This window comes from Pseudoxanthomonas sp. z9 (assembly GCF_006542425.1).
Classification (GTDB): Bacteria; Pseudomonadota; Gammaproteobacteria; order Xanthomonadales; family Xanthomonadaceae; genus Pseudoxanthomonas_A.
This window is the reverse complement of the sequence record NZ_VFID01000007.1, coordinates 270,104-287,026: the sequence shown is the minus strand read 5'-3', so window position 1 is coordinate 287,026 and position 16,923 is coordinate 270,104. Positions and strand designations below refer to the sequence as shown.

General features: G+C 68.6%; 19 protein-coding genes. 10 read left to right on the top strand and 9 right to left on the bottom strand.

What is annotated here, in order from left to right:
* Positions 1 to 9: 9 nt before the first annotated feature.
* The 7 genes from FG323_RS08390 to FG323_RS08360 form a co-directional block, all read right to left on the bottom strand.
* Entirely contained in the window at positions 10 to 603 is a 594-nt protein-coding gene (locus FG323_RS08390) for a hypothetical protein (protein WP_141454069.1), read from the bottom strand.
* 64 nt (positions 604 to 667) lie between these two features.
* The gene (locus FG323_RS08385) at positions 668 to 2,941 is read right to left on the bottom strand and encodes a CocE/NonD family hydrolase (protein WP_181444130.1); all 2,274 of its coding nucleotides are present in this window, start codon (positions 2,939 to 2,941) and stop codon (positions 668 to 670) included.
* 111 nt (positions 2,942 to 3,052) lie between these two features.
* Positions 3,053 to 3,769, bottom strand: a complete 717-nt coding sequence (locus tag FG323_RS08380) for a DUF4386 domain-containing protein (protein ID WP_220094134.1) — start codon at positions 3,767 to 3,769, stop codon at positions 3,053 to 3,055.
* 19 nt (positions 3,770 to 3,788) lie between these two features.
* Positions 3,789 to 4,220 carry a DUF6326 family protein gene (locus tag FG323_RS08375; protein ID WP_249889661.1) on the bottom strand — a complete coding sequence of 144 codons (432 nt, stop codon included), beginning with the start codon at positions 4,218 to 4,220 and terminating at the stop codon, positions 3,789 to 3,791.
* 336 nt (positions 4,221 to 4,556) lie between these two features.
* Positions 4,557 to 5,030, bottom strand: coding sequence for a hypothetical protein (locus tag FG323_RS08370; protein ID WP_141454067.1), 474 nt, complete (start codon positions 5,028 to 5,030; stop codon positions 4,557 to 4,559).
* A 51-nt stretch (positions 5,031 to 5,081) separates the two neighbouring features.
* On the bottom strand, positions 5,082 to 5,600 hold the full coding sequence (locus FG323_RS08365; RefSeq protein ID WP_141454066.1) for an adenine phosphoribosyltransferase: 519 nt from the start codon (positions 5,598 to 5,600) through the stop codon (positions 5,082 to 5,084).
* A 110-nt stretch (positions 5,601 to 5,710) separates the two neighbouring features.
* Positions 5,711 to 6,253, bottom strand: a complete 543-nt coding sequence (locus FG323_RS08360) for a porin (RefSeq protein ID WP_181444129.1) — start codon at positions 6,251 to 6,253, stop codon at positions 5,711 to 5,713.
* Between the two features lie 348 nt (positions 6,254 to 6,601).
* Here FG323_RS08360 and FG323_RS08355 point away from each other — a divergent pair, with 348 nt between their 5' ends.
* On the top strand, positions 6,602 to 7,114 hold the full coding sequence (locus FG323_RS08355) for a DUF1993 domain-containing protein (protein ID WP_249889665.1): 513 nt from the start codon (positions 6,602 to 6,604) through the stop codon (positions 7,112 to 7,114).
* Here the strand turns inward: FG323_RS08355 and FG323_RS08350 are convergent.
* The gene (locus tag FG323_RS08350; RefSeq protein WP_141454064.1) at positions 7,096 to 7,512 is read right to left on the bottom strand and encodes an MmcQ/YjbR family DNA-binding protein; all 417 of its coding nucleotides are present in this window, start codon (positions 7,510 to 7,512) and stop codon (positions 7,096 to 7,098) included. The two genes, FG323_RS08355 and FG323_RS08350, sit on opposite strands and share 19 nt — an antisense overlap.
* 58 nt (positions 7,513 to 7,570) lie before the next feature.
* Between FG323_RS08350 and FG323_RS08345 the strand changes: the two genes are divergently transcribed.
* The 5 genes from FG323_RS08345 (at position 7,571) to FG323_RS08325 (ending at position 13,085) form a co-directional block, all read left to right on the top strand.
* Complete coding sequence (locus FG323_RS08345) at positions 7,571 to 8,449, top strand: CPBP family intramembrane glutamic endopeptidase (RefSeq protein ID WP_181444128.1); 879 nt, start codon at positions 7,571 to 7,573, stop codon at positions 8,447 to 8,449.
* Between the two features lie 111 nt (positions 8,450 to 8,560).
* Positions 8,561 to 8,959 (top strand): DUF2946 family protein, encoded by a 399-nt coding sequence (locus tag FG323_RS08340; RefSeq protein ID WP_141454062.1) that lies wholly within the window; start codon positions 8,561 to 8,563, stop codon positions 8,957 to 8,959.
* Between the two features lie 63 nt (positions 8,960 to 9,022).
* On the top strand, positions 9,023 to 10,393 hold the full coding sequence (locus FG323_RS08335; protein WP_141454061.1) for a hypothetical protein: 1,371 nt from the start codon (positions 9,023 to 9,025) through the stop codon (positions 10,391 to 10,393).
* Positions 10,394 to 10,404: 11 nt separating this feature from the next.
* A complete protein-coding gene (locus FG323_RS08330) occupies positions 10,405 to 10,809 on the top strand; it encodes a DUF2946 family protein (RefSeq protein ID WP_181444127.1) in 405 nt (134 codons plus the stop codon).
* A gap of 65 nt (positions 10,810 to 10,874) precedes the next feature.
* Entirely contained in the window at positions 10,875 to 13,085 is a 2,211-nt protein-coding gene (locus FG323_RS08325; RefSeq protein WP_255470108.1) for a TonB-dependent receptor, read from the top strand.
* A 22-nt stretch (positions 13,086 to 13,107) separates the two neighbouring features.
* On the opposite strand, the gene FG323_RS08320 is transcribed toward FG323_RS08325, so the two are convergent.
* A complete protein-coding gene (locus tag FG323_RS08320) occupies positions 13,108 to 14,001 on the bottom strand; it encodes a TIGR01777 family oxidoreductase (protein ID WP_141454059.1) in 894 nt (297 codons plus the stop codon).
* 107 nt (positions 14,002 to 14,108) lie between these two features.
* Here FG323_RS08320 and FG323_RS08315 point away from each other — a divergent pair, with 107 nt between their 5' ends.
* From FG323_RS08315 to FG323_RS08300, 4 genes are all read left to right on the top strand, one after another.
* Positions 14,109 to 14,816: an alpha/beta fold hydrolase gene (locus FG323_RS08315; RefSeq protein ID WP_141454058.1), complete on the top strand. Its 708-nt coding sequence runs from the start codon at positions 14,109 to 14,111 to the stop codon at positions 14,814 to 14,816.
* A 51-nt stretch (positions 14,817 to 14,867) separates the two neighbouring features.
* Positions 14,868 to 15,770: a phosphogluconate dehydrogenase (NAD(+)-dependent, decarboxylating) gene (gene gnd, locus FG323_RS08310; RefSeq protein WP_141454057.1), complete on the top strand. Its 903-nt coding sequence runs from the start codon at positions 14,868 to 14,870 to the stop codon at positions 15,768 to 15,770.
* A gap of 114 nt (positions 15,771 to 15,884) precedes the next feature.
* Positions 15,885 to 16,562, top strand: a complete 678-nt coding sequence (locus FG323_RS08305; RefSeq protein WP_141454056.1) for a type 1 glutamine amidotransferase domain-containing protein — start codon at positions 15,885 to 15,887, stop codon at positions 16,560 to 16,562.
* A gap of 71 nt (positions 16,563 to 16,633) precedes the next feature.
* The gene (locus FG323_RS08300) at positions 16,634 to 16,921 is read left to right on the top strand and encodes a DUF3247 family protein (protein WP_141454055.1); all 288 of its coding nucleotides are present in this window, start codon (positions 16,634 to 16,636) and stop codon (positions 16,919 to 16,921) included.
* Positions 16,922 to 16,923: the final 2 nt, after the last annotated feature.

Genomic DNA, 16,923 nt, shown 5'->3' with positions numbered 1-16,923 from the left:
CCCGCGCCGTCAGATTTCGGTGCCGATCGGGACGAACAGCGCGCCGATGCCGGCATGGAATCCGCGCACGATTTCCGACGCGTTGTAGACCGCGTCCAGCAGCATGAACTTGCTCAGATCGTGGGAGAGCAGGGCGTTCATGCCATCCAACTGTTCGCGCTTGGCCTGTTCGCCGTGGAAATAGTGCGCGTTGAACCAAAGATCGATGAGCTTGCCCGAGCTGATGGGTTTGCCGTTGATCCGCAACTGGACCGAACAGGAGTGCTCCCAGCGCGCCTTGATGCTCCGGAACACCTCCGGTGCCGGCGGCGCCGCGTACCGGGAGACCAGATTGACGATCCGTGGAAAATGGGTCATCTCGCTCTTCATGTAGAAGAACCGGAATGCCATCAGGAACTGCGCGACCTGCTCCTCCGGCGGCAGTACGACCTGGCGGGCAAGGTCCTTGCCGGCTTCCAGCCGGAGCGACGCGTTGATGTTCGACTGGCCGCCCTTGACCAGGCGCGTGCCGGCCAGTGCCACGACCCGATCGTGAAACAGCCGGAGCTGCGAGAGATCCGGTTCCGGGATGTCGGGGTTGATGCTGACGAGAACCTGGGTCATCGGCCTGCGGTCCGGGCAACTTCCGGGCGGATACCCGGAGTGCCACTGTAGCGGCCGGCGACGTTCAGCGCAGCAGCGGCACTTCGATGTAACTGCTGCCCGTCCAGCGGATTTCCAGCGGCTTGCCCGCATCGGCCAGGGTCTCGTCGCCGACCTCCTTGCCGCTGCCCAGGTTGATCTGCAAGTCGCGCTGCTTGTTGACGCCCAGCACCACCACCAACCGGCTGCCCGGTTGCAACTGGCGGCTGGTCAGGCGTTCGCTGCGGAACGCGATCGACTGCGGCTTGCCCGGGATCAGCAGTTCACGCTTGCGGCGATCGCGCGCGTGGCTGGCGCGGCCCATGTGCCAGGACAGCAGCAGATAACGGCCGTCCGGCAACTGCTCGTACAGCGCCAGGTTGAGGTCGAAGTCGCGCTTGTTGGTGATGAAATCGAGCTGTCCGGAGAACAGGCCGGACAGTTCCGCGGGCCCGGTCAGCGGCGCGCCGCGGAACACTACGGCGGCGTGCGGATCCAGCGCATCCAGCATCGACAATGTGGGCGGATTCCAGCCGGCGTCGCTGCGATCCGCCAGATCGACGGTCAGCGTGGTGCTATCCCTGCGCACCGTCGACGGCTGTTCCGCGAGCAGGCCTTCGGCGCCCGTCGCGGCGGGCCGCAGGTACAGGCGCTGGCGCTGGTTGGCCATCGCATCAAGGGTTGCGGCGTGCTTCCACGTGTTGGCGCCCATCACCTGGTAGTTGATGCGATCCTTCAGGACGGCCGGCCGCGCCGCGCCGCGGAAGACGTGATCGAACCACTGGAAGCGCAGCGATGGCAGATCGATCAGCGCGACCGGATCCACCTCGTAGCCTTCCTGGACGCGCGCCGCGCCGGCCTGCATCGAGAAGTGGTTGTAGGGTCCGATCAGCAGGGTGTGATTCGCGTTGGCGTTGTGTCGCGTGTGTTCGTCGAAGTAGTGCTGCACGCCCACGCGCGCGCCGTCGAAATAGCCGGTGACCGCGAGCACGGGAATGTCGATGCCGGCGAACTCGTCGCCCTGCGGAGTCATTGCCTGCCAGTAGGCGTCGTAGGTGGGGTGTTCCAGCCAGCGCGAGAAATAGGGGTTCGGGTGGCCGTCGATGGCGGGCAGGTCGCGGTAGGCGCGACCGCTGCGGTACCAGTTCGCATCCAGCCGCCGCCAGCGTTCCTCATCGCCGTAGCTGTCGGTGTCCAGGGTCGCATTGGCGGCGGTCCACAGTGGCCACGGATACAGGAAATTGAGGAAGACGTTGCCCTGCATCGGGATGTCGATGCCCGGTGCGGTCGAGGCCGAGGTCAGCATCGCCTTCAGCGCGGGCGGGCGGTGCTTGGCCGCGGACCATTGAGTGAAACTGTTGTAGCTGTTGCCATACATGCCCACGCGGCCATCGCACCACGGTTGCCGGCTGATCCAGTCGATCGCGGCGGCGGCGTCTTCGCCATCGTGTTCATAAGGCACGGGTTCACCCGGAGCGCCGGCCTTGCCGCGGCTGTAGACGAACACGCCCACGTAGCCGTGCGCGGCCGCCGCCTTGGCATCGGACAGCGACCAGCTGTCATTGACGTAGATGGTGAAGCCGAGCAGTACGGGCTGCGGCGCGGTCATCTTCCGCGGCCGCACCAGCAGGCCGCGCAGGCTCGTGCCGTCCGCGCCGGGAACGACCACGTCGCGTTCGATGACATAGCGGTTGGCCTCGTCCTCGGCCAGCAGCTCGGGCAGGACCGGCAATAGCGCCGTGTAGACCGTGTGGAACTGGTACAGGCGGATCAGTTCCAGTGCATCGACGCGTTCGATGGCGACCTTGCCATGCTGTTTCTCCAGCGCCGCATCCAGATCGCGGCGCGCGCGCGGCAGATCCGCGCCCATCACCGGCAGGGTGCGGGCGGCCTGTCGGTCATCCAGGCGCGCGAATGCGCGGCGGAACGCGGCGGCCGGATGGGTTTCGCCGCGCAAGCGCGCGTCGGCATCGATTTCGTACTGGATGAACAGCACGTCGGCCTGCTCCGGCGCTGTTTCCCGGCGCACCTCGCGCAACGCGGCGATGCTCGCCAGCGCGGCCTCCGGTTGCCCGGCGACCATCTGCAGGCGCACCCGGTTGATCAGTTCGCGCTCGCGATCCGGATCCGCGTAGTCGGCCAGCAATTTGCGGGCGAGCGCGGGCAGCTGTCGTTCAAGCGCGGCGCTGGATGCCGATGGCTTGTCCGGCCAGGCCAGGGTCTGCGCGTGCAGGCCCAGGGGAATGACGAACCATGCGAGTACCAGCAGTGCCGCTTTCCATGACGCCTGTGTCCGTGCCTGCCGGTTCCGCGTCCGCATGCGATGCTCCATGGTGTCCGGCCGGTGGCCGGATGGTCGGCGGATGATGCCGGAAGCGCCGGCATCACGCACCTGCCGCCCATCGGCGGATGCCGGCGCCCGTGTTCGGGACTACCGGCGAGCGGGTACGCGCACGCCCAGCACCAGCAGCCACAGGCAGGTGCCGATCTCGCCCAGCGTCGCGGGCAGGGTGATATATCCCGCCGCGGCGGTGCCGGCGAAGCCTGGCACCAGCAGGCGGAGGAACACATCGGTCACGTAACCCAGGCAGCCCAGCATCAGCAGGATGCCCAGCACCCGCGGCAACAGGCGCGAGGTGAACACCAGCCAGCCGAACGGCAGCAGCCACAATCCCCAGAACAGCTTGGATACCAGGATGCCGTTGGCATAGCCCTTGAGCGCCAGCATCACCTGCGCGTTCAATACTTCGGGCGTGAACGCGCGCAGGTAATCGGCGCCGTCCAGCAGGCTCAGCACGTCCAGTTTGTGCAGCAGGTTGAAGAACGACAGCGGCACGCTGGCCACCGCCAGCGCCACCATCAGTGTGGCCGCGGTCCTGCCATGCGGTGCCAGCAGGCGGTACAGCGCCAGCGGCAGCAACAGGAAGGCGAGATAGCAGACCAGCCCGGCGGCGATGCCGAGCCGGAACAAGCCTTCGTGCGCGGCGATCTTCGCGACGGTTGCGGCCGCGTCGCCCGCCACCTGCGTCTGCGATGGCACGTAGGCGATGCTGAAGATGCCGGCCAGCACCACGATCAGGTAAAGCACCCCGGCGATGCGGGCGGTGGCGCGCGGATTGTGCAGGGTGACGGCGGAATCCATGTTCATGAGAGTGGTTCCGGAAGAATCAAAGCGGCCGGCGCGGCCATTTCAGCGCGAAGCCGACAATGGCCAGGCACAAGAGGATCTCGACCACGCCAAGCAGCTGGTAGAAGCGCCAGGCGCCCGGCATGGTCAGCACCATGATGGCGGCGTAGGCCAGGCCCAGCAGCGCGTTCATCCAACGGCTGAGCGCCGGTTTCATCACCAGCGACAGGAACACCATCAGCGCCGGTATCGCCATCATGATCGAGGTGCCAACCAGCACGTTCTGGGTCACCGCGCCGAGCGGACCCATGCTGCCCTCGATCATCTTTCCCAGCTTGCCCGGCACGTACAGGCCGAAATAGTCGCCGTACACGAAGCACAGCATCAGGCTGGCCCACAGCGCGGACAGCTTGATCTTCACCGGTATCTTCGCGTCCTCCAGCGGAGGCGCGGCCTGCTTCATCGATGCCATGGATTCCCCTTGCCGGAACGTGTCGTGGAAACGGACAACTGCAGCGTGGTGCGGAACAGTGCGGCCGGGGAAGCGAATGCGGGCCGGGAGAAACCAAGGAGCCGACAACGGGCAGGCCACGCGTCTCTCCTCGCCCGTCCACGCCCGTTGTGGCCGGAGGCGACGTTAGCACGGGCTCCCTGCCGGGCCATATGCCGGATGGGCTAGTGCCTGTCGGCAGGGAGAAATCGGTTCCGCATTCGCCATGAAGGCGATGCAACCCTGGGCGGCCGGAAAAGCTCGCGACTCACGTCGCTCCCACAGTCAAGCATGATCTCCCTTGTAGGAGGACGGAGGTCAATCCGGCGCGTAGGTACGCCAGTGCACCATGTGGCGGCCGTCGTGGCGCATCCCGACGAATTCGAATTTGGCAGACGAGGCGGGACAGGTGAAGAAGTTGTACTGCGAGGCAAGCGTCCCCTGCGAAGGCCACCAGGAACGCGCGAACCGAACCGGCAGCGTCTGCGCATAAGTGGCCGGGAGGCAGCCGTCGGGCAAGGGTATGCGGGTATCGCCGGGCAGGTCGAACGCCAGCGCACTGACGTTGGTGTCCAGGTTGTGCACTTCATGCAGCGCGGTCGCGCTTTCCGGCACCCAGGCGGGAATCCAGCCGCGGTCGATGGCGCCATCGGCGCGAGCCTCGGCCAGGTTGCCATAGGCTGCATCAAGGGTGTCCGACAGGCATCCGGCGAGCAGGCCCAGGCATGGCAGGATGATCAGGAGCCCGCCTGTGGGAACGACGTGAGTCGCGAGCTTTTTTCCAATCGTCATCGCGGGCTGTCGCGACTTGCGTCGCTCCTGCAGGGGGAATGGTGTTTGCGCTCAGAACGCCAGCGCCGACCATAGCGGCGCCGGGTCGTTCCAGCATTCGCGTGCGCCGAGGAATGCCAGTTCCACCAGTACCGCGGCACCGACCACGTCGGCGCCCTGCTGGCGCGCCAGCGCCACCGCCGCGCGCAGGGTGCCACCGGTGGCCAGGACGTCGTCGATGACCAGCACGCGCGCGCCGGCGGGCAGGGCGTCGGCGTGGATTTCCAGCCGATCGCTGCCGTATTCCAGCGCGTAGTCCAGGGTCAGGGTGCGCGCGGGCAGCTTGCCGGGCTTGCGCACGGGCACGAAGCCGATGTCGAGTTCGCGCGCCAGCGCCGCGCCCAGGATGAAGCCGCGCGATTCCACGCCGATCACCGCGTCCAGCGCGGTGCCGCGCCAGGGTTCGGCCAGTTCGGCCATCGCCTCGGCGAAGCCCTCGGCGTCGGCCAGCACCGGGGTGATGTCCTTGAACACGATGCCCGGTTTTGGGAAATCGGGCACGTCGCGGATCAGATCGGACCAGTGGGACATCGGGAGGCTCGCCAGGGAACAAGGGGGATGGCGATGCTACCGCGTCCCCGCACACGAACGAAAACCGCCGGGCGAGCCGGCGGTTTTCCAGGCTGAGTCCCGTAGGGGAATCAGAAGTCGTAGCGGACCTGCAACTGCGCCAGATCCACGTCGGCGTCCTCGATCTCGAAGCGGCTGTATTCGCCGCGCAACGCGACCTTGTCGGTGAACCGGTACTGCAGGCCCAGGCCATAGGTGGCATCGGTGCCGCTGTCGTCGCGGGTGCGGGTCACTTCCGGCAACGCGCGATCCAGATCCCAGCGCTGCACGCCGACCTTGGCATAGCCGGAGAACTTGTCGGTGAACGGCACGGTGGCGACCGCGGTCAGCGAAACGCTGCTGACTTCCAGCGGACGGCCGAGGTTGCCGCGCGGTTCCAGCTTGCCGAGATCCGAATAGCCGGCTTCCAGGCCGAACCAGGGGTTGAACTGGTAGCCGCCGAACACCGAGAACGCGGTGTCCTCGTCGTCGTAGCGCTGTTCGTCCACGCTGGACTGGCCGGCGCCTACGCCGGCATAGAAGCCCTTGGGTTCGGCGGCCTGCGCGCCGAAGGCGATGCCGCCCAGCAGCACGGCGGAAAGAAGGGCACGGGACAGCTTGTTGTTGTTCTTCATGTGTGAAACTCCTGCATGCATCGCGCGGGGGAGGGAGTTGCGATGCGTGTGGCGACGGGTCCTGGCGGAGTGCCTGGGCAGCCGTCGTGCGAAGCAAAGATAGGGATGCGGATGCCAGAACAAACGGTGGCATCGGCGATGCAGTTTCCCGTCGATGGAACGAAGGAATGACGCATCGGCACTGGACTTCCGCGATGGATTGCGCGCAACGCGCGCGCCCGTTGCCTGAAGTGGGGACCGCATGCGGACGCAGCACAGGATTCGGGATGGACTCTCCCGCCGGGGAGGACTAATCACCGGAATCGGACTTGTCTAAGCTGCGCGCTTCCCTGTCCCGAGCCCGCCGCCATGAGCGAACCGTTGTCGATGTACCAGGCCTCCGTTCCCGTGCTGATCCGCGCCCTGCGCAACTTCAGGCACATCCTCGCCAAGGGCCACGCGCATGCGCTGGCGCAGGGCTACGATCCGGCGGTGCTGCTGCAATCGCGGCTGTATCCGGACATGCTGCCGTTGCTGCGGCAGGTGCAGATCGCCACCGACACCGCCAAGTTCGCGCCCGCGCGGCTGGCCGGCGTGGACTCGCCGCGCTTCGAGGACAACGAGACCACGTTCGAGGAATTGCAGGCGCGGCTGGACCGCGCGCTGGAATTCCTCGGCAGTTTCACGCCGGCGCAGATCGACGGCAGCGAGGGCAGGGAGGTGGTGCTGCCGCGTCGCAGCGGCGACCAGCATTTCAGCGGCCGCGATTACCTGCTGGGCTTCGTGCTGCCCAACCTGCTGTTCCATGTCGGCATCGCCTACGCCATCCTGCGCCACAACGGCGTGCCGCTGGGCAAGATGGATTACCTGGGCGAAGCCTGACGCTTCTTCCCGCGCGCGGGCGGATTCTCCGGCGTCGTCGCGGCGTCGGCGATTTCCCGCTGCCGTGCGCGGCTCAATGTGGCCAGCGCTGCCCGGTACGACCAGCGGATCAGGGACTGCAATTCCTCCTCGGGCATCGCACGCACGTCCACCACGGTGATCCAGCGGTAGCGGCCCAGCCAGCGCGCCGGTTTGATGCCCGGTTGATCGGTCAGTTCCAGGAAGCGCTCCGGCGCGACCTTGAAGCTGAAGCGCCAGCGCTCCGGATCGCTGGTCTTGAAGTGGGCGAAGCGTTTGCCGCCGACGAAGTAGGCGAGCAGGTTGGCGGGTTCGCCCCATTCGGTGACGGTGGCGCCGGGAAGGCCGGCGCAGAAGCGTTGGGTCTGGTGGACGTCCATGGCTGCGGGCGGAGGGACAAGCTGGCATGATGCCACCGGGGCCCCTCGAGTCGTCGTCATGATGCGTCGCTATCCGGTGGTGCTGTTCCTGCTGTTGACCTTCGTTCTCAGCCTTCCCTTCTACCTGCTGCTCAACCTGTCCTTCGCCAACGCGGAAGGGCGGCGCCTGTTCGTGACCGGCCTGATGTGGGGTCCGGGTCTGGCGGCGCTGCTGACCTGCCTGTTGGCGCGGATACCGCTGGCGACGCTGGGCTGGCGCTGGCCCGGCGGTCGGGCGGCCTGGCTCGGTTACCTGATTCCCATCGGCTATGGCCTGTTCGCCTACGGCATCATCTGGGCCACCGGCATGGGCAAGTTCTCGACCGAGATCTACCTGCCGTATGCGCGGCGGGTGATCGGCTTGCCTGAAGTATCCGACGGCGCGGTCATGGCCATGCTGCTGGTGCTGCAGCTGAGCATGAGCTTCCTCCTCAACGTGGCGATGGCGCTGGGCGAGGAGATTGGCTGGCGCGGTTTCCTCGGGCCGCGCTTGGTGCAGCGGTTCGGTTTCGGCGCCGGCCCGCTGTTCACCGGCCTGATCTGGGCGGTGTGGCATTACCCGGTGTTGTTCTGGCTGAACTTTCCCGGCGATCCGCCCAAGCCGTTCGCGATGGTCTGCTTCACGATCATGGTGACGGGATTGAGCTACGTGTATGCGTGGCTGCGCGAGCGCACCGGCAGCGTCTGGACCGCCGCGTTCCTGCACGGCAGCCACAACGCGGTGATCAGTCCGGTGTTCACCCTGCTGACGGTCGAGACCGGGCTGATCACCGTCTACGCGGTGGACGAGTTCGGCTTCATGCTGGCGGTCACCAGCGTACTGATGGCGCTGTGGTGCTGGCGGCACCGCGTGCGCCAGGCCGTCCTGCCGGCGGTGCCGGCGAGCGCGCTTTCCTGAGGCGGTGGGCCTGGACGGACGTGCGACATTTCGTCGCACATCCGTCGGATCAGGCACTTGCGCCATGGGCTGTGTGCGCATCGGGCCGCGTCGACGACTAGAATCCCGCTCGTGATCCGGAACCCCGCCTTTTCCCGCCCGATGGCCCGGCTGGCGCTCTGCGCCATGCTGCTGCTGGCGTTTGCGCCCGCGCTCAGCCGGGTGCTGGCCGTGGGGGCTTCCGGCGCGATGGCCGGCTGGGTCGAACTGTGCACCGCCAGCGGCCTGAAATGGGTGGACGCGGCCGCACCGGCCGGTGACGCCACGCCCATGCCTCCGGCCACGCCGGCCGGCGCGGATTGCGCCTATTGCCCGCTGGCGTCGTCGCTGCCGCCGATGCCGCTGGCGCTGATCGCGCAGGTGCCATTGCCGCCGCTGCCGCAGCTGGCGATGCCCGGACATCATCCCGGACCGCACGCGCCGATCCGCCTGCGTGGGCTCGGCGGGCAGGGGCCGCCGCCGATTTTCTGAACCACGCGTACCGAGCTGTTCCCGCGGCCGCCTGGCCGCGCCCGTGCTTTGGAGAATGCCGAGATGTCCGTTGACTTGCCGACGCGCCGGAGCGCGTCGCCGTTTGCCGTCCGCGGGAGCCATCGTGTTCCCGCCGTTGCCGTTTCCACCTTGCTGCGCGCGGGCGCGCTGGGCCTGCTCGCCCTGCTGGCCGCCTGCGGTGGCCGCGAACGCGTGGACGCGGAAACGAAGCGGGCGGAACCCGCGTCACCGCCGCCTGCGATCGCCCGGGTGCGCGAGTGGAACCTGCCCGCACCCATCGGCGCCGCACAGCCGGATCTGGTGATCGCGCCGGATGGACGACGCCTGTTGAGCTGGGTGGAACCGGCGGCCGGGGAGGCGCATCGCCTGCGTCTGGCCTGGGCCGGGCAGGAGAGCTGGCAGGCGCCGATCACGATCGCCGAAGGCAACGACTGGTTCCTCAACTGGGCCGACACCCCGCATGTGCAGGCGCTGCCCGATGGTTCGCTGTGGGCGCACTGGCTGCGCAGCACCGGGCCTTCGCGGATGGATTACGGCATCGATCTGGTGCGCTCCGGCGATGGCGGACGCAGCTGGAGCGCGCCGCAGTTGGTGCATCCGGCGGGTACCCGTGGCGATCATGGTTTCGTGACCTTCTGGACGCAGGCGCCGGACCAGCTCGGCATCGCCTGGCTGGACAGCCGGCAGAAGGCCGCCGCCGATCATTCCGCCGATGCCGGGCATGACGACGCCCACCATGGCGGTGGCGGCGCGATGATGCTGCGCGCCGCGCTGTACGGCGCGCAGGCGCGGCAGCTGGCCGAATGGCCGCTCGATGCATCCACCTGCGATTGCTGCACCACCGCGTCGGCGATCACCGATCGCGGCGTGGTGGTGGTGTATCGCGGGCGCACCGCGGGCGAGATCCGCGACACCCGCATCGTCCGCTTCGACGGGCAGGCATGGACCGCGCCGCGCGATGTGCACACCGATGGCTGGCACATGCCCGCATGCCCCGTGAATGGTCCCGTTGTGGCCGCGCGCGGCAACGAGGTCTGGGTAGCGTGGTACACCGAGGCCGGCGGCGTGCCGGAACTGCGCGCGGCGCATTCCGGCGACGCGGGCGATCATTTCGACGCACCGGTCACGCTCGCGCGCGGCGGGCAGGTACTGGGCCGGCTGGGCCTGGCGCTGGGTGACGACCGCCTGCTGGCCAGCTGGCTGGAGGAGACCGGTGCGGGCAACCAGCGCATCGTGCTGGGCACTTACGATTCGCGCTGGCAGTCCGCCACCCGCGTGGAGGTCGCCACCCTGGCCGCGCGTGGACGCGCCAGCGGGATGCCGCGCCTGCGCTGGGCCGACGGCGCCGCCTGGCTGGTATGGACCGACGTGGACGACGGCAAACCGCGATTGAAAGGCGCTTCGGTGCGCTGAGGGACAGGCAGGTGCGTCCCGGGATTCCGTTCGCGCGGATGATGGCGCGGCTGGCGTTGCTGGCCGCGTTGCTGCTCGTGCTCGCGCCATCGATCAGCCGCGTGCTCGCCGGACGTGGTGGCGACGTACTGGCCGGATGGGTCGAACTGTGCACGCCCGCCGGATTGAAGTGGGTGGACACCGCCGCGACAGCGGCGCGAGGAAAGGCTCCCGCCGCGCCGCTGTCGGGTTGGCCGGACGACGGCGATGCCTGCCCGCAATGTCCGCTGGCCGCCGCGCTGCCGCCGCCACCGGAAGCGTTCGACTGGGCATCGTCACCGTGCCCGCCCGCGCCGGCGCACGGATTTGAAACCTCATTGGCGCGGGCAGCATTCCGGCCGGCGGGCGCGGGTTGCCGGGGACCGCCAGCGGTGTAGCGCAACGCCATCACCGCCCTGTTTCCCCACGGCGCCGCATGCGCCGCTTCCGGAGTCCTACCTTCATGTCGATGCATCATCGCGGCACGCTTCGCGCGTCCCGTCTTTCCCTGGCCGTGCTCGCGGCCCTGTCTTCCGTTCTCCCGTCCGCGATGGCGCGCGCCGCCGATGCGGATTCGCCGTCCGCCGACCCGCAGGCCACCACCCTCGATGCCGTTCGCGTCGAAGGCCGTCGCACCGTCCTGGACGCGCCGGCCGGCACCGGCACCCGGCTCGGGTTGAGCGTGCGCGAGACGCCGGCCTCGGTCACCGTCCTCGATCGCGACACGCTCGATGCGCGCGGCGTGCGCACCACCCAGGAAGCGCTGTCCGGCATTCCCGGCCTGACCGTGGCCTCGCCGCCGGGCAATGGCAACGCGGTGACCCTGCGCGGATTTTCCGGCAGCCAGATCACCCAGCTGTTCAATGGCATCGACGTGCAGTACGCCTCGATCGCCGCGCGCCCGGTCGACGCCTGGCAATACGAACGGGTGGAAGCGATCGGCGGCCCGTCGAGTTTCCTGTACGGTGCCGGCGCGGTCGGCGGCACCATCAACTACGTCACCCGGCTGGCGAAGCTCGAACGCGACGACGCGCAATGGCAGGCCGGCATCGGCTCCTTCCGTGATCGCACCGTGGCCATGGGCGCCAACCTGCGCCTGGGCGGCGATGCCGCGCGCCAGGCGCTGCGGCTGGATGTCAGCGCGCGTGATGCCGACAGCGCCATCGATGGCCAGCAGCGCCAGGCGACCACCGCCGCCGCGTCGTGGCTGGTGCAATGGACGTCGACGCTGCGGCACACGCTGGCGCTGGAGCATCAGCAGGAAGACAACGATCGTCCCTACTGGGGCACGCCGGTGCGCCAGCCGGCCGGCGGGCGCCTGTCGGTGCTGCCGGAAACGGTGGGACGCAACTACAACGTGTCCGATGGCTACTACGGGCAGGACGTGCTGTGGGCGCGCTCGATCCTGGAGTGGTCGCCGGGCGCGGCGGACACCGTGCGCAACACCATCTACCACTACGACGCCCTGCGCGATTACCGCAATGTCGAAAGCTACCGCCTGAGTGCCGACAACCGCGGCGTGATTCGCTCGGGCGCGCTGTTGCAGCGCCACGACCAGCAGGTCTACGGCAACCGGCTGGAGTGGTCGCACGATGGAACCCTGGGCCGGCTGCCGTCGCGCTGGAACACGGGACTGGACATCAGCTACAACCGGCAGACCCGTTTCCCGCAATCGCTGCCGGCGGTGATCGATACCGTGCCGCTGGATGCGGTCACCCCGGGCGATTTCCTCGACGTGCCCGGCGCGGGGATCGCCTACCAGCCGGATCGCACCAACCGCCTGCATACCCAGGCCCTGTTCGTCGAAAACCTGACCGAACTGACCCCGTCGCTGTCGCTGCTGACCGGCCTGCGCCGGGATCGCATCCGCCTGGACGTGGTCAATCATCGCGTCGCCAGCGCGAGCAACCCGGCGCGGTTCGAACGCGAATACACGCCCACCACGGGCCGCGCGGCGCTGAACTGGGCGATCACGCCGCAGGCCAGCGTGTACGCGCAGTACAGCACCGCCGCCGATCCGCCGGCCGGCATCCTCAGCACCGCCAATTTCGCGACCCTGCGCGATTTCGACCTGACCACTGGCCGCCAGGGCGAACTGGGGGCGAAGTTCCAGTCGCGCGATGGACGCCATTTCGCGACGCTGGCCGCGTACCGGATCGTGCGCCACAACCTGGCCATCAGCGATCCGGCCAACCCCGGCCAGACATTGCCCGTTGGCCGGCAATCGGCGCGCGGCGTCGAGGCCACGTTCGGTTGGCAACCCTGGCAGGGACTGGACGTGCAGGGCAACCTGGCCTGGGTGGATGCGAGCCTCGACGATTTCTTCGAGAACGCCGGCGGTGTGCCGGTGTCGCGCGCGGGCAACCGGCCGGCCAACACGCCCGCACGGGTCGGCAACCTGTGGGTGGACTACGCGTTCGATGATCGCTGGTCGGCGGGTGTGGATCTGCGCGCCGTGTCCTCGCGGTATGCGAACGCGGCCAACACGCTGTCCACCGCCGGCTACGCGTTATGGGGCGCGCACGTGGACTGGCAGTGGGGTCCGCACACGCGCATCACCCTGCGCGGCCGCAACCTGGGCGATCGCACCCACGTGGTCTATGCGTTGAACGACAGCATGGTCTATCTGGGCGACCCGCGCAGCTGGGAACTGGTGCTGCGGCAGTCGTTCTGATCGCGGTGCGCGTGCGCGTGGATCAGGCTGGTTTGCCCAGCACGTCGCGCAGGGCGTCCTCCAGTTGCGGAAAGCGGAAGCGGAAGCCTTCCACCAGCGCGTGCATGGGCATGACGCGCTGGCCGGTCAGCATCAACTGCGCACCCTCGCCAAAGGCCAGTCGCAACAGCGGCGAGGGTGCCGGCAGCAGCGCTGGACGATGCAGCACCCGCCCGAGGGTGCGTGCGAACTCGCGGTTGCGCACGGGTTCGGGGGCGGTGCCGTTGTAGGCGCCGCCCGCGGATTCGAGTTCGAGCAACCACTGGATCAGGCCGATCAGGTCCTCGCGGTGGATCCAGCTCATCCATTGGCGGCCGTGGCCGATCGGGCCGCCCAGGCCCCAGCGGAACGGCGGCAGCATCTTCCCCAGTGCGCCGCCATCGGCACCGAGCACGATACCGGTGCGCAGGCGACACACCCGCAGGCCCAGATCCTCGGCCTGCATGGCGGCGTATTCCCAGTCGCGACACAGCAGGGCGGCGAAATCGTCGCCGGCCGGGGTGGATTCATCCAGCAGGGCGTCGCCGTGCGCGCCGTAATAGCCAATCGCCGAGCCGGAGACCAGCACGTGCGGCCGGCGCAGGCGCGGGGTCATCCAGCGCACCAGCTGGGCGGTGGTGTTCAGGCGCGAATCGCGGATGGCCTGCTTCTGCCGGGCGCTCCAGCGGCGTCCCACCAACGGCTCACCGGCCAGGTTGACCACCGCCTCGATCTCGCCCGCCTCGGCCAGATCCTCGATGACCGCCACGCCAGGCAGGCGCTGGCGCGCCAGCGCGGGGCGTCGGGACCATACGGTCAGGCGATGGCCGCCGGCCAGGAGCCGGGTACACAGGGCGCGACCGATGAAGCCGGTGCCGCCGGTGAGCAGGATGCGCATTCAGGAAGAGCGTCGTGGGGTCTTTCAGGGTACGCCCAGACGCGTGTTCCGCCCGTGGAAAGCATCGTGCGCTCGGCTTCGAGGCGCCGGGCGACTAAAATTCGCGGATGCCCGCTTCCTCCCCGCGCCCGACCCTCCTGCTGCTGCCCGGCCTGCTGTGCGATGCCCGGCTGTGGCGGGACCAGGTGGAAGACCTGGCCGACCTGGCCGAAATCAGCGTCCCGGACCTGACCCTGGACGACAGCGTCGGCGCGATGGCCGCGCGCGTGCTGGCACAGGCACCGGCGCGATTCGCGCTGGGCGCGCTGTCGATGGGCGGCTACGTGGCATTCGAAATCCTGCGCCAGGCGCCGCAGCGGGTGGAGCGGCTGGCGCTGCTGTCGACCAGTGCGCGCGCTGATCCGCCCAAGCGCGCGGCGGTGCGGAGGGCCAGCCTGGCGATGGCCGAGCGCGGCCGTTTCGCCGGAGTCACCCGCAAGCTGCTGCCGCAACTGGTGCATGCCAGCCGGGTCGACACGCCGGTCGGCGAGGAGGTGATGGCAATGGCCGAGCGGGTTGGCCGTGACGCCTTCCTGCGTCAACAGCGCGCGATCCTGGAACGCCCCGATTCGCAGCCGCTGCTGCCCACCCTGTCGATGCCGGCCGTGGTCGGCGTCGGCGACGACGACCGCATGACCGCGCCGGAGGAATCGCGGATCCTCCAGACGGGGATCGCCGGTGCGCGATTGCACGTGTTCGCCGACTGCGGCCATCTTCCGCCGATGGAAAAGCCGCGCGAAACCAATGACCTGCTGCGGGCCTGGCTGACCGCCTGAGTCCCGCGACGTCTCCCTCCACTCACTTCACCCCCGAACTCAGGAGCATTTATGGAACTGGCAATGATCGGCTTGGGCCGCATGGGCGCCAACATGGCCGAACGCCTCACCCGCGGCGGACACCGCGTGCACGGCTACGACCCCGGCGAACCCGCGCGCAAGCAGGCGGCCGAACGCGGCATCGCCATTGCCGATTCCCTGCAGGCGGCGGTGGCCGCGCTGCCTTCGCCGCGCGTCGTCTGGGTGATGGTGCCGGCGGGCGTGGTCGACGACACCCTGGACACGCTGCTGCCGCTGCTGTCGGCCGGCGACACCGTCATCGACGGCGGCAATTCCAACTACAAGGAAACCATGCGCCGCGGCGCGCGCCTGGCCGAGGCCGGCGTGCATTACGTCGACAGCGGCACCAGCGGCGGCGTGTGGGGCCTGGCCGAGGGCTACAGCCTGATGATCGGCGGCGACACGCAGGCGGTGGAAGCGCTGCGGCCGGTGTTCGAGACCCTCGCGCCGGCGGCCGATCGCGGCTGGGGCCACGTCGGTCCCTCCGGCGCCGGCCATTTCACCAAGATGATTCACAACGGCATCGAGTACGGAATGATGCAGGCCTTCGCCGAAGGCTTCGCCATCCTGGAGCGCAAGGAAGCCTTCGGCATCGATCTGCAGCAGGTTGCCGAGATCTGGCGCCACGGCAGCGTGGTGCGTTCCTGGCTGCTGGACCTGACCTCCGACGCGCTGAAGAAGAATCCGACCCTGGCCGGCATCGCGCCGTACGTCGAGGACTCGGGCGAAGGCCGCTGGACGGTGGCCGAAGCGATCGATCTGGACGTGTCCGCGCCGGTGATCACGATGTCGCTGCTGGAACGCCTGCGTTCGCGCGAGGACGATTCGTTCGCCGACAAGCTGCTGGCGGCGATGTGCAACGAATTCGGCGGGCACCGCATCAAGCAGGGCTGACCCGGGGTGACAGGGCGGTGACGGTAACGCGATCGCCACGGGATCGTTACCTGCCTTTAGCGATTGCGCTGCTAGCGTCGCCACTTCCCCGATGTTCCCGCATGGAGCCGGATCATGAAGATCCTGATGGTGTTGACCTCGCACGACCGCCTGGGCGAAACCGGCCACAAGACCGGTTTCTGGCTGGAGGAGTTCGCCGCGCCGTACTACGTGTTCAAGGATGCCGGCGCGGAGATCGTGCTGGCCTCGCCGCGCGGTGGCCAGCCACCGCTGGATCCGAAGAGCGACGCCGCCGACGCGCAGACCCCGGCGACGCTGCGCTTCAACAACGACACCGCCGCGATCGCCGAACTGGCGCAGACGCGGCCGCTGGCTGACGTGCTCGACGAGGACGTGGACGCGGTGTTCTACCCCGGCGGGCACGGCCCGCTGTGGGATCTGTCCGAGGATGCGGATTCGATCCGGCTGATCGAGACCCGGTTCGCCGCCGGCAAGGCGGTGGCGGCGGTGTGCCACGGACCGGCGGTGCTGCGCCACGCGCAGGGCACGCTCAGCCAGCCGCTGGTGAAGGACAAGCGGGTCACCGGTTTCACCAATGCCGAGGAAGCGGCGGTGGAGCTCACCGACATCGTGCCGTTCCTGCTGGAGGACGAACTGAAGGCCAAGGGCGCGCGTTTCGAGGCCGCGCCTCCATTCCAGCCGCACGTGGTGGTGGATGGCAAGCTGGTCACCGGCCAGAACCCCGCATCCTCCGAACCGGCGGCGCGCGCGCTGCTCGAACTGCTCGCCTGACTGCCCGGCACCTTCACGGGTGCTTATCGCCGCGGCGCTAGAGTGGATCGTCCCTCCCTGGAGCGACGGCCATGATTGAAACACCGCAGACGCTGTACACGCGGCAGGCCGACATCGATCGGCTCGAAGCCATGGTGCAGGCGCTGCCCGACGAGGCGGTGGTGGAACTGCGCCTCACCGACGGCGGCACGTTGACCGGCACGGTATCCACGCGGCCGAGCGTGCAGGTGTTCCGCGACGCCGGGGGCGCGGAAGGTTTCAACGCGGTGGTCCGCCTGGACGACCAGCGCGATCCCGCGCGTGCGCACTACCTGTGGATGGATCGCATCCGCGAGATCGTGCAGCTCGGTTCGGCCTGACG

Bases quoted from the DNA above. Each gene is read 5' to 3' on its own strand.
- FG323_RS08390 (WP_141454069.1), bottom strand. From the start codon at position 603: ATGACCCAGGTTCTCGTCAGCATCAACCCCGACATCCCGGAACCGGAT.
- FG323_RS08385 (WP_181444130.1), bottom strand. From the start codon at position 2,941: ATGCGGACGCGGAACCGGCAGGCACGGACACAGGCGTCATGGAAAGCG.
- FG323_RS08380 (WP_220094134.1), bottom strand. From the start codon at position 3,769: ATGAACATGGATTCCGCCGTCACCCTGCACAATCCGCGCGCCACCGCC.
- FG323_RS08375 (WP_249889661.1), bottom strand. From the start codon at position 4,220: ATGGCATCGATGAAGCAGGCCGCGCCTCCGCTGGAGGACGCGAAGATA.
- FG323_RS08370 (WP_141454067.1), bottom strand. From the start codon at position 5,030: ATGACGATTGGAAAAAAGCTCGCGACTCACGTCGTTCCCACAGGCGGG.
- FG323_RS08365 (WP_141454066.1), bottom strand. From the start codon at position 5,600: ATGTCCCACTGGTCCGATCTGATCCGCGACGTGCCCGATTTCCCAAAA.
- FG323_RS08360 (WP_181444129.1), bottom strand. From the start codon at position 6,253: ATGAAGAACAACAACAAGCTGTCCCGTGCCCTTCTTTCCGCCGTGCTG.
- FG323_RS08355 (WP_249889665.1), top strand. From the start codon at position 6,602: ATGAGCGAACCGTTGTCGATGTACCAGGCCTCCGTTCCCGTGCTGATC.
- FG323_RS08350 (WP_141454064.1), bottom strand. From the start codon at position 7,512: ATGGACGTCCACCAGACCCAACGCTTCTGCGCCGGCCTTCCCGGCGCC.
- FG323_RS08345 (WP_181444128.1), top strand. From the start codon at position 7,571: ATGATGCGTCGCTATCCGGTGGTGCTGTTCCTGCTGTTGACCTTCGTT.
- FG323_RS08335 (WP_141454061.1), top strand. From the start codon at position 9,023: ATGTCCGTTGACTTGCCGACGCGCCGGAGCGCGTCGCCGTTTGCCGTC.
- FG323_RS08325 (WP_255470108.1), top strand. From the start codon at position 10,875: ATGTCGATGCATCATCGCGGCACGCTTCGCGCGTCCCGTCTTTCCCTG.
- FG323_RS08320 (WP_141454059.1), bottom strand. From the start codon at position 14,001: ATGCGCATCCTGCTCACCGGCGGCACCGGCTTCATCGGTCGCGCCCTG.
- FG323_RS08315 (WP_141454058.1), top strand. From the start codon at position 14,109: ATGCCCGCTTCCTCCCCGCGCCCGACCCTCCTGCTGCTGCCCGGCCTG.
- gnd (WP_141454057.1), top strand. From the start codon at position 14,868: ATGGAACTGGCAATGATCGGCTTGGGCCGCATGGGCGCCAACATGGCC.
- FG323_RS08305 (WP_141454056.1), top strand. From the start codon at position 15,885: ATGAAGATCCTGATGGTGTTGACCTCGCACGACCGCCTGGGCGAAACC.
- FG323_RS08300 (WP_141454055.1), top strand. From the start codon at position 16,634: ATGATTGAAACACCGCAGACGCTGTACACGCGGCAGGCCGACATCGAT.